Origin of the sequence: Psychromarinibacter sediminicola (assembly GCF_029168335.1) — a bacterium.
Lineage (GTDB): Bacteria > Pseudomonadota > Alphaproteobacteria > Rhodobacterales > Rhodobacteraceae > Psychromarinibacter > Psychromarinibacter sediminicola.
The window spans coordinates 43,079-56,183 of record NZ_JARGYC010000015.1; the positions used below are offsets into that span (position 1 = coordinate 43,079).

General features: G+C 70.5%; 11 protein-coding genes. 6 read left to right on the forward strand and 5 right to left on the reverse strand.

Annotation, left to right across the window (positions count from 1 at the left end; translation table 11 throughout):
• Nucleotides 1-525: 525 nt before the first annotated feature.
• Nucleotides 526-1,554 (reverse strand): AbrB family protein, encoded by a 1,029-nt coding sequence (locus P1J78_RS07670; RefSeq protein WP_275566748.1) that lies wholly within the window; start codon nucleotides 1,552-1,554, stop codon nucleotides 526-528.
• 70 nt (nucleotides 1,555-1,624) lie between these two features.
• On the opposite strand from P1J78_RS07670, the gene P1J78_RS07675 reads away from it, so the two are divergent.
• From P1J78_RS07675 to P1J78_RS07685, 3 genes are all read left to right on the forward strand, one after another.
• Nucleotides 1,625-2,563 carry an AAA family ATPase gene (locus tag P1J78_RS07675; RefSeq protein ID WP_275566749.1) on the forward strand — a complete coding sequence of 313 codons (939 nt, stop codon included), beginning with the start codon at nucleotides 1,625-1,627 and terminating at the stop codon, nucleotides 2,561-2,563.
• A gap of 59 nt (nucleotides 2,564-2,622) precedes the next feature.
• Entirely contained in the window at nucleotides 2,623-3,885 is a 1,263-nt protein-coding gene (locus P1J78_RS07680; protein WP_275566750.1) for a vWA domain-containing protein, read from the forward strand.
• A gap of 115 nt (nucleotides 3,886-4,000) precedes the next feature.
• Nucleotides 4,001-5,932 carry an OmpA family protein gene (locus P1J78_RS07685; RefSeq protein ID WP_275566751.1) on the forward strand — a complete coding sequence of 644 codons (1,932 nt, stop codon included), beginning with the start codon at nucleotides 4,001-4,003 and terminating at the stop codon, nucleotides 5,930-5,932.
• Between the two features lie 115 nt (nucleotides 5,933-6,047).
• Here the strand turns inward: P1J78_RS07685 and P1J78_RS07690 are convergent, their stop codons facing one another.
• Nucleotides 6,048-6,515 carry a hypothetical protein gene (locus P1J78_RS07690; RefSeq protein ID WP_275566752.1) on the reverse strand — a complete coding sequence of 156 codons (468 nt, stop codon included), beginning with the start codon at nucleotides 6,513-6,515 and terminating at the stop codon, nucleotides 6,048-6,050.
• 145 nt (nucleotides 6,516-6,660) lie between these two features.
• Here P1J78_RS07690 and P1J78_RS07695 point away from each other — a divergent pair, with 145 nt between their 5' ends.
• A complete protein-coding gene (locus P1J78_RS07695) occupies nucleotides 6,661-7,653 on the forward strand; it encodes an XdhC family protein (RefSeq protein WP_275566753.1) in 993 nt (330 codons plus the stop codon).
• The gene (locus P1J78_RS07700; RefSeq protein WP_275566754.1) at nucleotides 7,650-8,639 is read left to right on the forward strand and encodes a molybdopterin-binding protein; all 990 of its coding nucleotides are present in this window, start codon (nucleotides 7,650-7,652) and stop codon (nucleotides 8,637-8,639) included. Before P1J78_RS07695 ends, P1J78_RS07700 begins: the two co-directional genes overlap by 4 nt.
• Before the next feature lie 24 nt (nucleotides 8,640-8,663).
• Here P1J78_RS07700 and carA read toward each other — a convergent pair whose 3' ends face one another.
• On the reverse strand, nucleotides 8,664-9,812 hold the full coding sequence (carA, locus tag P1J78_RS07705; RefSeq protein WP_275566755.1) for a glutamine-hydrolyzing carbamoyl-phosphate synthase small subunit: 1,149 nt from the start codon (nucleotides 9,810-9,812) through the stop codon (nucleotides 8,664-8,666).
• Nucleotides 9,813-9,996: 184 nt separating this feature from the next.
• On the opposite strand from carA, the gene P1J78_RS07710 reads away from it, so the two are divergent.
• Nucleotides 9,997-10,461: a GatB/YqeY domain-containing protein gene (locus P1J78_RS07710; protein ID WP_275566756.1), complete on the forward strand. Its 465-nt coding sequence runs from the start codon at nucleotides 9,997-9,999 to the stop codon at nucleotides 10,459-10,461.
• Between the two features lie 147 nt (nucleotides 10,462-10,608).
• On the opposite strand, the gene P1J78_RS07715 is transcribed toward P1J78_RS07710, so the two are convergent.
• Entirely contained in the window at nucleotides 10,609-11,292 is a 684-nt protein-coding gene (locus tag P1J78_RS07715) for a DNA alkylation repair protein (RefSeq protein ID WP_275566757.1), read from the reverse strand.
• A complete protein-coding gene (glmS, locus tag P1J78_RS07720; protein WP_275566758.1) occupies nucleotides 11,289-13,103 on the reverse strand; it encodes a glutamine--fructose-6-phosphate transaminase (isomerizing) in 1,815 nt (604 codons plus the stop codon). Before glmS ends, P1J78_RS07715 begins: the two co-directional genes overlap by 4 nt.
• Nucleotides 13,104-13,105: the final 2 nt, after the last annotated feature.

Below are 13,105 nucleotides of genomic sequence, written 5' to 3' on the forward strand. Positions count from 1 at the left end.
CGCCCGTGGCTTCGCGCCCCGGCGCGCGCACGCAAGATTTGCCTTTTTGCAGCGCGCCGGGACGACGCATGCCCCCGCTGCGCTAATGGGCCTCCATTTGGTCTTTCCTTCGCCTCGGCGAAGAGTTGACAGGCCCAGAATCAGGCAAGCTAATGATAAAACTTGTAAATTTCTTTCGGCCCCGGTGCAACCCGATGGCCCGAGACCGTCCGTCACACCCCGGGGACGCCGCGATGTCCACCCGCATCGCGCGGCGTTCCGCTCATTCCGGGCCGCTCTCCGGCGAAGCCGAAGACGTCATGCCCCTGTCACGAGGACAGGCCGTCATACTACACGACACTGGATTTGCCGTGGGACATTTCCACCTGCGTCGCGCGGCGCTCCGTTCGACCGGGGCCGCTAAATGGCAAAAGCCGTGGAGGTCGTGTCGTGTAGTGCGGACAGGCCATGGGCAGTTAGCGGTATCATGAATGAAAACAAAAACTTGACCCCCCGTCCAACCTCGGACACCCCCGGGCGGCCCGGCTATTTCCCCGTCATCCGGGCGAAGACCGGCGCCAGCAGGATCACCACGGCCACCCGCAACAGGTGATGGGTCACGACGAAGGCCAGGTCCGCCCCCACCACCAGCGCGATCACCACCATCTCGCCCTGGCCGCCGGGCAGGAAGGACAGCATCACGTCCAGCGCGGGCGCCGGGCTGATCCACATCACCGCCTCGATGAAGACCAGGCTGATTGCCGCCAGCATCAGGCTGAAGGCCAGCCCCGCGCCGACATCCACCCGAAGCTCGCGCGCCGTGATCCCGGTATAGCCGGCGCCCACCCCCAGCCCGATGAAGAACTGCGCCGCCCAGATCATTTCCGCGGGCGGCCGCGCCTCGATCAGCCCGGCCAGCGACAGCCCCGCCGTCGCCACCAGCGGCCCGATGATCGACGCCCCGAACAGGCGCACGCGCTCGGCCAGCTTCCAGCCGCCCAGCCCGGCCACGACCATCAGCGCCAGATCCCGCAGCGGCACCTCGGCCGCCGATTGCCCCGGCGGCGCGGTCAGGTCGAACCCGTACCACCAGGTCAGCAGGAACGGCGCCACCGTCACGATCACCAGCACCCGCGTGGCATGCACCAGCGACATCGCCCGCACGTCGCCGCCCGCCTCCTCGCCGAAGATCAGCATGTCCTGCAGGCCACCCGGCATCGCCGAGTAGAAGGCCGTCGGGTGGTCGAACCCCATCACCCTGCGAAAGAACGGATAGCCGATGCCGCCGATCACCGCCACGAAGACCGGGATCAGCGCCAGCGTCGGCGCATAGCCGGGCAGCTCGGCCACCAGCTCCGGCGTGATCGAGGCGCCGATGGCCACGCCCAGGATCGTCCGCATGGCGGTGCCCAGGACGCCCATCCCCTGCAGCCGCTGCCCTGCCAGCGCCGCCACCAGGCATCCCAGCATCGGCCCCAGCAGCAGGGGAAGCGGCAGCCCCAGCACCACGAAGACGGCCGATCCTGCGGCGGCATAGATCACGGACCGCAGGCGCGCGGCAGTCAAAACACCCATGCCGTCCCCTTATCCAGCTTCGCGGGCCGGGGACAAGTGGCCCTTGACCCCGCCCGCGCCCCGTGCCCCCATGGCCGCGCTTCAACGGAGGACCGGCGTGACCGACGACATCACGACCATCGACGACGTGCAGCGCCTGCTGGCCGGGCAGGACTATGTCTGCGGCCGGCCGCTCGCCACCGTCGTATTCCTGGCCCTCAGGCTCGGCCGGCCGCTGTTCCTGGAGGGCGAGGCCGGCACCGGCAAGACCGAGATCGCCAAGGCCGTCGCCGCCGCGCTCGGCCGCCGGCTGATCCGCCTGCAATGCTACGAGGGGCTCGACGCCGCCGCGGCGGTCTACGAGTGGAACTTCGCCGAGCAGATGATCGCCATCCGCACCGCCGAGGCCGCCGGCGGCGCCGATCGCGACGCGCTGAAATCCGAGCTGTTCACCGAGGACTACCTGATCGAGCGGCCGCTCCTGCAGGCGATGCGCCCCCAGGCCGGCGGCCCGCCGGTGCTGCTGATCGACGAGCTCGACCGCACCGACGAGCCGTTCGAGGCGTTCCTGCTGGAGGCGCTGTCGGACTACCAGGTGACGATCCCCGAGCTGGGCACGGTCAAGGCCGAGCACCCGCCCATCGTCATCCTCACCTCGAACCGCACCCGCGAGGTCCACGACGCGCTGAAGCGCCGCTGCCTCTATCACTGGGTCGATTACCCCTCCTTCGACCGTGAGATCGAGATCCTGCACGCCCGCGCGCCGGAAGCGGCCGAAACGCTCAGCCGCGAGGTCGTGGCCTTCGTCCAGCGCCTGCGCGGCGAGGATCTGTTCAAGAAGCCGGGCGTGGCCGAGACCATCGACTGGGCCAAGTGCCTTCTGGCGCTCGACGTCATCGCCCTGTCGCCCGAGGTCATCGCCGACACGATCGGTGCCATCCTGAAATACCAGGACGACATCCAGCGCATCCAGGGCAGCGAGGCCAAGCGCCTCCTCGACGAGGTGCGCACCGAGCTGGAAACCGCCTGATGCTTCTTCTCGTCGCAAATACGCCGGGGGTGTGGGGGTGGAACCCCCACGAGCCATAGGTGCCCGATCACCCCCCGCTCGACATTCCCGAGGACGGGAAGCTCACCCACAACATCGTCTGGTTCGCCCGGGCGCTGCGCAAGGCGGGCCTGCCGGCCGGGCCGGGGCGCACGCTCGACGCGATCCGGGCGGTGGAGGCGGCCGGCTTCTCCTCGAAGCAGGATTTCTACTGGGCGCTGCACGCCTGTTTCGTGACCCGGCCCGAGCACCGCGCCGTCTTCGCCCAGATCTTCCGGCTCTACTGGCGCGATCCGCGCTACATGGAGCACATGATGGCGATGATGCTACCCGCGATCCGCGGCGTGCAGGACGAGCGGCAGAGCCAGGCGGCCGAGAAACGCGCGGCCGAGGCGCTGCTGGACGGGGTGGAGCGGGACGTGCCCGAGGAGCGCCCGCAAGGGGGCGACGAGGTCGAGATCGACATCGACGCCAGCCGCACCGCCTCGGCCGAGGAACGGCTGCGGACGCTGGACTTCGAGCAGATGAGCACCGCCGAGGCCGAGGCGGCCAAGCGGATGCTGGCGCGGCTGACGCTGCCGGTGCGGCCGCTGCAGTCGCGCCGGACGCAGGCCGCGCGGCACGGCCGGCTGCCGGACTGGCGCGGCACGATGCGCGCGGCGATGCGGCGCGGCGGCGACCTGCGCGAATTCGCCACGAAGACCCGCAAGACGCGCTGGCCCAACCTGGTGGTGCTCTGCGACATTTCCGGGTCGATGTCGCAATACTCGCGGGCGATCCTGCAGTTCCTCCATGCGGTGGCGAACCACAAGGGCGCGGGCTGGGCCAAGGTCCACGCCTTCACTTTCGGGACCCGGCTGACCAACATCACCCGCCACCTCGCCACGCGGGACGTGGATGCCGCGCTCGCCGCCGCCGGGGCGGAGGCGCAGGACTGGGAGGGCGGCACCCGGATCGGCGAATGCCTGCACGCCTTCAACCGCGACTGGAGCCGGCGCGTGCTGGGGCAGGGGGCCGTCGTGCTGCTGATCACCGACGGGCTCGACCGCGACGACCCGGAGCTTCTGCGCCGCGAGACGGAGCGGCTGCACCTGTCGGCCCGCCGGCTGATCTGGCTGAACCCGCTTCTGCGCTGGGACGGCTTCGCGCCGAAGGCCCGGGGCGTGGCGGCGATGCTGCCGCATGTGGACAGCTTCCGCGCCGGCCACAACATCGCCTCGCTGGAAGGCGTGGCCGCCGCGCTGTCCGATCCCAAGGACACCGGCGAGAAGGCGCGGCTCATGCAGCAGATGCGCGCCGGCTGAGCGGAAATCCGCCGGAACTCATTCCGTTTCAGGGCGTTATCGCTCAGACGGGCGTGGCGCCGCACGGCACCCGCAACCTGCGCCGTCCCCGCCGACTGACCGGAAAGGAATGGACATGACGCATCGCAAACGGTTCCTCGGGGCCTCGACGGCCCTCGTCACCCTGATCGTGGCCTTGCCCCAGCAGGTGGCGGCGCAGACGATCCCCCCCTGCAACGACGCCGCCGAAGCCCGCGACGCGGCCGAGGTGGACGATCTGGGCGGCGTGACCCTGGATCGGGTGCCCGCGCTTCTCGAAAGCGGCGCCATCTGCATGTTGCCGAACGGCAAGGTGCGGGTGACCGGAAACGCCGAGGCTGGTGTCGGGGCCGCGCCCGAGGCTGCGGGCGACTCCGAGGGCGACGCGGCTGCCGAGGCCGAAGCTGAAGGTGAGACCGAGGCGGAGGGCGAAGCCGAAGCTGCGGCGGAAGCCGAAGCCGAAGCCGCAGCCGAAGCCGCGGCCGAGGCCGAAGCTGAAGTTGAGGCCGAAGCGGAAGCGGAAGCCGAGGCTGCGGCTCCCGACCCGGAGGCCGAGGGCGCGGCATCCTCTGCCGTCGACGATGTGGCCGACACCGTCGAGGGCCTGGCCGACGCGCTGGGCGAAGACGGCGACGGGTCCGGCGAGGCACCCGCCGAGGCGCCGGCGGACGAGGCCGAGCCGGACCGGGATACCGCGGATACGGAGCCGGACGCCGCACCGGAGCCCGAACCCGAGCCCGAACCAGAGGCCGAGCCGGAGCCCGATGTCGCGGAGACCGCGCCCGAGTCCGACACCGCGGAACCGGAGCCCGAGACGCCCGAGGCGCCGCAGGACGACGAGGGCGGCGGCGATGACATGCCGCTGGAGACCTTGACCGACACGCTGGACGAGGCGGTGCCGGGCGTGGATATCGACGCCGATACCGAGGTGACCGCCGAGACGCCGGAGGGCGCCGCGCCGTCCGGCGACGACGACCCGGGCCGCCCGGCCGATGTCGCCGCTGCCGAGAACGAGCAGCCGGTCGAGACGACCGAGACGGTCATGACCGAGGAGAACACCCGCTCCAGCGACGAGGACTTCGCCGAGGACACCCCGGCGCCGGACGCCGAAGCCTCCGGCGACGGTGACCGTGACGGCGGCGGCCTGTCGGCCTTCGAGAAGTTCGCGGTCGGCGCCGCGGGGATCGCGGTGCTCAGCCAGATCATCGGCGACGACGAGGAAGTCGTCAGCAATACCGGCGACCGGGTCGTCGTGCAGCGTGACGACGGCAGCTACTATGTGCTGAAGGACGACGACGAGCTGTTGCGCCGCCCCGGCGCGGATGTCCGGACCGAGACCTTCGCCGACGGCTCGACCCGCACCACGGTGACGCGCCAGAACGGCGTGCAGGTGGTGACGATCTCGGCCGCCGACGGCACCGTGCTGCGCCGGACCAAGGTGTTCCCGGACGGCCGCCAGGTGGTGCTGTTCGACGACACCCAGACCTACGAGCCCGTCGATGTCAGCCGGCTGCCGCGCCCCGCGCAGTCCGAGCGCGTCGAGGCCGACAATTCCGCGGCGCTGCGGGCCGCGCTGCAGGCGGAGCGGGCGCGCGACGTGGACCGGACCTTCTCGCTCGCGCAGGTGCGCCATATCCGCGAGGTGCGCGAGCTGATGCCGGAGATCGACATCGACGCGATCAACTTCGCCACCGGTTCGGCGGCGATCCGGCCGGAGGAGGCGGAAGACCTCTATGCGCTGGGCGAGGCGATGAGCGAATTCATCGCCGAGAACCCCGACGAGCTGTTCCTGATCGAGGGCCACACCGACGCGGTGGGCGGCGCGGCGATGAACCTCGCCCTGTCGGACCGCCGGGCCGAGAGCGTGGCGCTGGCGCTGACGGAATACTTCGACGTGCCGCCGGAGAACATGGTGGTGCAGGGCTATGGCGAGCGCTTCCTGAAGGTGCCGACCCAGGAGGCCGAGCGTATCAACCGCCGCGCCACGGTCCGCCGCATCACGCCGCTGGTTCAGGTGGCGTCGCGGTAAGGCCGGCTCTTACCGACGCTTTTGCTGGCGCGCCCCGGACCGGGGCGCGCCTTTTTCGTTCTTCGTCCGCGGCATGTCGCGGGCTGCCGGGGCCGGAGAAGTGGGTCCCGACGGCCTAGCCTGTCCGCTCCAGCCAGCAGTTCACCAGCGCGGCCTCGTCGTCGAAGGACCGGGTGTGCCACAACTCGGAGAACGGGGTCCGGCGCTCGGAATCGGCCAGGACCATGCGCTGCGCAACCCTGCCGCCGTCGCCGCCCGAGACGGTCTGGTCGACCTCGACCCGCGCGTCGTGGGCGAAGGGGGCGCTACGGCGGATCCAGCCCAGCAGTCTCAGCTGGTCCAGGGTAATCTGCCCGGTGTCGCGGTTCAGTTCGATCCGTTGCCGGAAGTCGAGCTTGCGCAGCAGCGCGATGCAGATCGCGGCGCAGAACAGCACGACGAAGATCATGGCCCAGGCGCGATCGGCGAGCATCCAGGCGATCAGACCGAGGGGCACGAGCGCCAGGACCGCACCGACGAAGAGCGCCGGGATCTTCCACCCGCCCAGGACCAGCCGGCGGTCCGTTTCCTCGACGATCTTCATCGCGTCTCCGTTGACTGGGGGACGTGTCCCGGGAACCTGTCCGGGGGAAGGTGCATGGCGCATGGCGCGGTGTCAAACCGGCGGCAATCGCGTCTGGCCCTCGGGCCGTGCAGCCCCCATATTGCGCGCAGAGGAGGCCGGAGCCATGGACGCCAAGACCGATACGAGTTTCGACGACATCCCCGAGATCGCGCTGGACTGGCACCGCGCCGGCAAGGGCGCCGTGCTGGCCACTGTGGTACAGACCTGGGGCTCGGCGCCCCGGCCCACCGGCTCGATGCTGGCGGTGTCGGGCGAGGGGGAGCTGATGGGCTCCGTCTCGGGCGGCTGCGTCGAGGGCGCGGTGGTGGCCGAGGCGTTCGACGCGCTGGACAGCGGCAAGGCGACGGTGCTGGAATTCGGCGTCAGCGACGACGAGGCCTTCGCCGTGGGGCTGGCCTGCGGCGGGACGATCCGGATCATGGTGCAGCCGGTGGGCGACACGGGCGGGCTGCCCGAGGCGACGCTCGCGGAGCTGGTCGCGGCCCGGGCGGAGCGGCGGCCGGCGGCCTATGTGGTCGATACCGCCGATTGGTCGCATCGCGTGGCCGGGCCGGAGGCGTTCCCGGACCGGTTCCGCATGGACCGCTCGGGCTTCGAGGAGGACGAGAAGACCTTCGTCGCGATCCATAACCCGCCCCTGCGCATGGCGATCGTGGGCGCGGTGCATATCTCGCAGCCGCTGGTGCAGATGGCGCGGATGGCCGGCTATGACCCGTTCCTGATCGACCCGCGCGAGGCGTTCGGCTCCGAGTCGCGGTTTCCCGGCGAGGAGATCAGCCACGACTGGCCCGACGAGGCGCTGGCCGCCTGGGGGCTGGACGCGCGGAAGGCGGTGGTGACGCTGACCCACGATCCGAAGATCGACGACCCGGCGATCCTGACGGCGCTGAAGTCGGAGGTGTTCTACCTGGGCTGCCTCGGCTCGCGTCGGACGCACGGCAAGCGCGTCGCGCGGCTGCAGGAGGCCGGCGTCTCCGAGGCCGAGATGGCGCGGATCCACGCGCCGGTGGGGCTGGATATCGGGGCGATGTCGCCCGCCGAGATCGCCGTGTCGGTGATGGCCGAGATCACGCAGGTGCTGCGGAAGGGATCATGAGGTTCGGGCCGGTTCCGCTGGACGCAGCCGAGGGCGCCGTGATGGCGCATTCGCTGCAACTGGAGGGCCAGCGGCTGCGCAAGGGGCGGGTGCTGTCGGCCGAGGACGTGGCGGCGATGGCGGCGGCCGGGCTGGACGAGGTGATCGTCGCCCGGCTGGACGAGGGCGACATCGGCGAGGACGCGGCGGCCGGGCGCATCGCGCAGGCGATGGTGCCGGACCCGGACGCGGCGCATCTGCGGATGACCGCGGCCAAGACCGGGCGGGTGAACCTCTACGCGACGATGCCGGGGGTGCTGGCGCTGGACGTGGCCGCCATCGAGGCGGCGAACCGGGTGGACCCGATGGTGACGGTCGCGACGCTGCCCCCGTTCGCACGCTGCGTGGAGAAGACGATGACGGCGACGGTCAAGATCATCTCCTACGGCGTGGCGGAGCCGGCCGTGGCGCGGGCGGCGGAGCTGATCGCCGGCGCGATGCGGCTGCGGCCGGTGGTGCTGAAGACGGCGACGCTGATCCAGACCGATATCGGCGGCGGGCCCGGCAAGGGCGAGAAACCGATGCGGGCGCGGCTGGAGGCGCTGGGGATGGACCTGGTGGGCGTCGAGACGGTGCCGCACCGGACGGCGCCGTTGTCGGAGGCCGTGGCGGCGGCCGACGGCGACCTGGTGCTGATCCTGACGGCCTCGGCCACCTCCGACCCGGGCGATGTGGGGCCGGAGGCGGTGCGCGCGGCGGGCGGCGACGTCACGCGGTTCGGGATGCCGGTGGATCCGGGCAATCTGCTGTTTCTGGGCCATCAGGGCCGGCGGCCGGTGATCGGGCTGCCCGGCTGCGCGCGCTCGCCGGCGCTGAACGGCGCGGACTGGGTGCTGGAGCGGGTGGCCTGCGGGCTGGACGTGTCCGATGCCGACATCGCGGCGATGGGGGTCGGCGGGCTTCTGAAGGAAAGCCCGGCCCGGCCGCATCCGCGCGAAAAGCGGTAGCGCCGGCCGGGCCGCGCCGGGCGGCTACATCGCCGCGACGAAGCGTTCAAACAGGTAGTAGCTGTCCTGCGGGCCGGGGCTCGCCTCCGGGTGGTACTGGACCGAGAAGATCGGGCGCTCGCGGTGGCGGATGCCGCAATTCGAGCCGTCGAAGAGCGACACATGCGACTCTATCACGTCGGCGGGCAGCGACTGGCTGTCGACGGTGAAGCCGTGGTTCATCGAGGTGATCTCGACCTTGCCGGTCTCCAGGTCCTTTACCGGGTGATTGGCCCCGTGGTGGCCGTGGTTCATCTTGATCGTGTTGGCCCCCATGGCGCGGGCCAGCATCTGGTGGCCGAGGCAGATGCCGAAGACCGGGATCTCGGATGTGTCCAGGATGTCGCGGATCATCGGCACGGCGTATTCGCCGGTCGCCGCCGGGTCGCCGGGGCCGTTCGACAGGAACAGGCCGTGGGGTTCGTGCGCCAGCACCTCTTCGGCGGTGGCGGTGGCCGGCAGCACGGTCACGTCGCAGCCCGCCGAGGCGAGGCAGCGCAGGATGTTGCGCTTGGCGCCGTAATCGACCGCGACCACGCGGCGGCCGGGCTCGGCGCGCCTCCTGTAGCCGTCGGGCCAGGCCCAGCGCATCTGGTCCCACCGGTAGGACTGGGCGCAGGTGACCTCCTTGGCGAGATCCAGGCCGACAAGGCCCTTGAAGCCGCGGGCGGCGGCGACCAGCGCCTCGATGTCGAATGCGCCGGACGGCTCGTGCGCCATGGCCACATGCGGCGCGCCCTGCTGGCGGATGGCGCGGGTCAGCCGGCGGGTGTCGACGCCGCCGATGCCGACCCGGCCGCGCTTGCGCAGCCATGCGGTGAGCGGCTCGGCCGCGCGCCAGTTCGACGGCTCGGTCGGATCCCACTTGACCACCATGCCCTCGGCCACCGGATCCTGGGTCTCGTCATCCTCGGGGTTCACGCCGACATTGCCGACATGCGGGAAGGTGAAGGTCACGATCTGGCCCGCATAGGACGGGTCGGTCATGATCTCCTGATAGCCGGTCATGGCGGTGTTGAAGCACAACTCGGCCGTGGTCTGGCCCGTCGCCCCGAAGCCGCGGCCGTAGAACAGGGTGCCGTCGGCGAGCGCGAGGCACGCGGTTGCATTGTCCGGTCCGCGCGAGAGGGGCATGGGGGCGACTCCTTGGTGCTGATCGCGGCGAACCTATGGCGCGGCACGGGGGGAATCAAGCCTCTCTCGCATTTGTGTTGCGCAGTAAAAACAATACGTTAGCCGAAGCGACCGCGGTTGCGCGGCCGCGCGGGGAGGAGTATGTTACGATTTCGCGAAACCTCATGGGGAGAGGACGCCCGAGATGGACATGCGCACCAGGGTCAGCACGGCGCTGAAGGATGCGATGAAGAGCAAGGACGCCGCGCGCCTGTCGACGCTGCGCCTGATCAACGCCGCGATCAAGGACAAGGACATCGCGCAGCGCGGGGAAAGCGAGGGCGACACCGGCGGCGTGAGCGATGCCGAGGTGCTGGCGATCCTCGGCAAGATGGTCAAGCAGCGCCAGGAAAGCGCGCGCGCCTACGAAGAGGGCGGGCGGCTGGACCTGGCCGAGCGCGAACGCGACGAGATCGCGGTGATCGAGGAGTTCCTGCCCAAGCAGCTGTCGGACGACGAGGTGAGGGCCGCGGTGGACAAGGCGATCCGCAAGACCGACGCGAACTCGATCCGCGACATGGGCCGGGTGATGGGCGCGCTGAAGGCGCAATACACCGGGCAGATGGATTTCGGCCGCGTCGGGCCGATGGTCAAGGAACGGCTGGCCTAGCGGGTTTCGAAATGCGCCGCTGACGCGGCACTCTTATTCTCTCCTCCTCGGCTTCGCCTGCGGGGGAGTCCGCTCGTGGCGGCGTGTCGCAGTCGTGGGACGTTGCGCGCGTGGCGATGGCGGGTCTGCCGAGACGGCCGCGGGGCGCTACAGGTACTTGGCGGCATCCTTGCGGGCGAAGGGCTTCATGTCGGCGCCGTGGGCGTCGAGGAAGGCGCGGGTGCGGTCCGGGTCGTGTTTCGACAGCTCGCGCAGCCACCACGCAATGGCCTTCTGGATGAACCAGGCGCGGTCGGGGACATAGCCCGCCGCCCAGCCGAGCACGCGGTCGCGGATCGCTTCGTCCTGCGGCGTGGGGTGGGTCTGTTTCGTCCAGGGCAGCGTCATCACCAGCGCGGCGCGGCGGGTCCACATGTGGTCCGAGGCGGTCCAGCGCTCGACCTCGTCCAGCCGGGACGGCTCGGCCACCAGGCGCCGGCCGCCGGCGCTCGCGGCGTGGTCGGCGATGGCCCAGGCGTCGAATTGCGGCACCCATGACGCGATCAGCCGCCAGGCGGCGTCGTCGGCGGCCGCGGGGCGCATGCGGGCCTGGGTCAGCAGCTTGGCGGCGGCGATGCGGGCCTCGTGGATGTCGGTCGCCCAGAGCGCGTCGGCCAGGGCGACGCGCTCCGGAACCGGCAGCGCCTTGCGCCAGTCGGCGGTCAGCGCGTTGACCTCCGGCATCGCCACGCCGAGATAGCGGCGGGGCACCTTGTGATAGGCGGCCATGCCCTCGGCGCGGTCCGGGTCGGCCGCGGCCTCCAGCGCGGCGAGCGCCGCGTCGGGCGTCATTCCACGGTGACGGACTTCGCCAGGTTGCGCGGCTGGTCGACATCCGTGCCTTTGGCGATGGCGGCGTGATAGGCCAGCAGCTGCGCCGGAAGCGCATAGAGGATCGGCTCGAACAGCGCGGGGCAGTCCGGCATCACCAGGGTCCGCCAGGTGCCGTCGCTGGCCGTCTTGGCGCCTTCGCTGTCGGTGATCAGCAGCACCTGACCGCCGCGGGCCATGACCTCCTGCATGTTCGACACGGTCTTGTCGAAGAGATGGTCGTGGGGCGCCATGACGATCACCGGCACCGTCTGGTCGATCAGCGCGATGGGGCCGTGCTTCAGTTCGCCCGATGCATAACCTTCGGCGTGTATGTAGCTGATTTCCTTGAGTTTCAGCGCGCCTTCCATCGCCAGCGGATACATCTGGCCGCGGCCCAGGAACAGCACGTCCTCGGCCTCGGCCACGGCGCGGGCGGCGGCGGCGATCTGGGGCGCCTGGCCGAGCGCGAGGTTCAGCCGGCCCGGCAGGTTCCGAAGTTCCGCCAGCCGCGCGGCGAGCGTGGCGTCGTCGATCCGGCCGCGGGCATGGGCCGCCTTCAGCGCCATCAGGACCAGCACCGTCAGCTGGCAGGTGAACGCCTTGGTGGAGGCGACGCCGATCTCGGCGCCCGCGTGGATCGGCAGGTTCACGTCCGATTCGCGGGCGATAGAGCTGGTCTCGACATTGGTGACGGCGGCGATCTGCGCCTTCTCGGCGCAATAGCGCAGGGCGGCCAGCGTGTCGGCCGTCTCGCCCGACTGGCTGACGAAGACGGCGAGGGTGTTGGGCCCGATCGGCGGCTCGCGGTAGCGGAACTCGGACGCGATATCGACCTCGACGGGCAGGCCGGCGAGCTGTTCGAACCAGTATTTCGCCGTCAGACAGGCGTAGAAGGCGGTGCCGCAGGCGACCATGACGATCCGGTCGAGCGCGGCGAAATCCAGCGTCTGGGGCAGGTCGATGCCGGCGTCGTGGACGTAATGCGACAGCGCCTCGCCGATCACCGTGGGCTGCTCGGCAATCTCCTTGGCCATGAAATGCTTGTGCCCGGCCTTGTCGATATGGGCCGCGTCGATCTGGATCGTGCGGACCTGGCGGTTGGCGCGGCGGCCGTCGGCGTCGTAGATCTCAACGCTGTCGCGGGTCAGCACGGCGCGGTCGCCCTCCTCCAGATAGGTGATCTGGTCGGTCAGCGGCGCGAGCGCGATGGCGTCGGAGCCGACGAAGACCTCGCCCTCGCCATGGCCGATGGCCAGCGGCGAGCCCTTGCGGGCGGCGATCATCAGGTCGGGCTCGTTCTCGAACAGAAGGCACAGGGCGAAAGCGCCCTCCAGCCGGGCGATGGCCTGTTCGGCGGCGTCGCGCGGCGCGAGCCCCTGGTCGAGGAAGGAGCGGGTCAGCGCCACGATGGTCTCGGTGTCGGTCTCGGTCTCGAAGACGGTGCCCTGGGCCGCGAGGTCTTCGCGCAGGCTGCGGAAGTTCTCGATGATGCCGTTATGGACCACGGCGACGGGGCCGCATTGATGCGGGTGGGCGTTGGACACGCTCGGCGCGCCATGCGTTGCCCAGCGGGTGTGGCCGATGCCGGCGCGGCCGGACAGCGGCTCGTGCACCAGAAGGTCCGACAGGTTCACCAGCTTGCCCACGGCGCGGCGGCGGTGGAGTTGTAGACGCTCGTCGATGGTCGCGATGCCGGCGCTGTCATAGCCGCGGTATTCGAGCCGCCGAAGCGCCTCGACCATGATCGGGGCGACTTCGTGCTTTCCCAGGACGCCTACAATTCCACACATTA

Bases quoted from the DNA above. Each gene is read 5' to 3' on its own strand.
- P1J78_RS07670 (WP_275566748.1), bottom strand. From the start codon at position 1,554: ATGGGTGTTTTGACTGCCGCGCGCCTGCGGTCCGTGATCTATGCCGCC.
- P1J78_RS07675 (WP_275566749.1), top strand. From the start codon at position 1,625: ATGGCCGCGCTTCAACGGAGGACCGGCGTGACCGACGACATCACGACC.
- P1J78_RS07685 (WP_275566751.1), top strand. From the start codon at position 4,001: ATGACGCATCGCAAACGGTTCCTCGGGGCCTCGACGGCCCTCGTCACC.
- P1J78_RS07690 (WP_275566752.1), bottom strand. From the start codon at position 6,515: ATGAAGATCGTCGAGGAAACGGACCGCCGGCTGGTCCTGGGCGGGTGG.
- P1J78_RS07695 (WP_275566753.1), top strand. From the start codon at position 6,661: ATGGACGCCAAGACCGATACGAGTTTCGACGACATCCCCGAGATCGCG.
- P1J78_RS07700 (WP_275566754.1), top strand. From the start codon at position 7,650: ATGAGGTTCGGGCCGGTTCCGCTGGACGCAGCCGAGGGCGCCGTGATG.
- carA (WP_275566755.1), bottom strand. From the start codon at position 9,812: ATGCCCCTCTCGCGCGGACCGGACAATGCAACCGCGTGCCTCGCGCTC.
- P1J78_RS07710 (WP_275566756.1), top strand. From the start codon at position 9,997: ATGGACATGCGCACCAGGGTCAGCACGGCGCTGAAGGATGCGATGAAG.
- P1J78_RS07715 (WP_275566757.1), bottom strand. From the start codon at position 11,292: ATGACGCCCGACGCGGCGCTCGCCGCGCTGGAGGCCGCGGCCGACCCG.
- glmS (WP_275566758.1), bottom strand. From the start codon at position 13,103: ATGTGTGGAATTGTAGGCGTCCTGGGAAAGCACGAAGTCGCCCCGATC.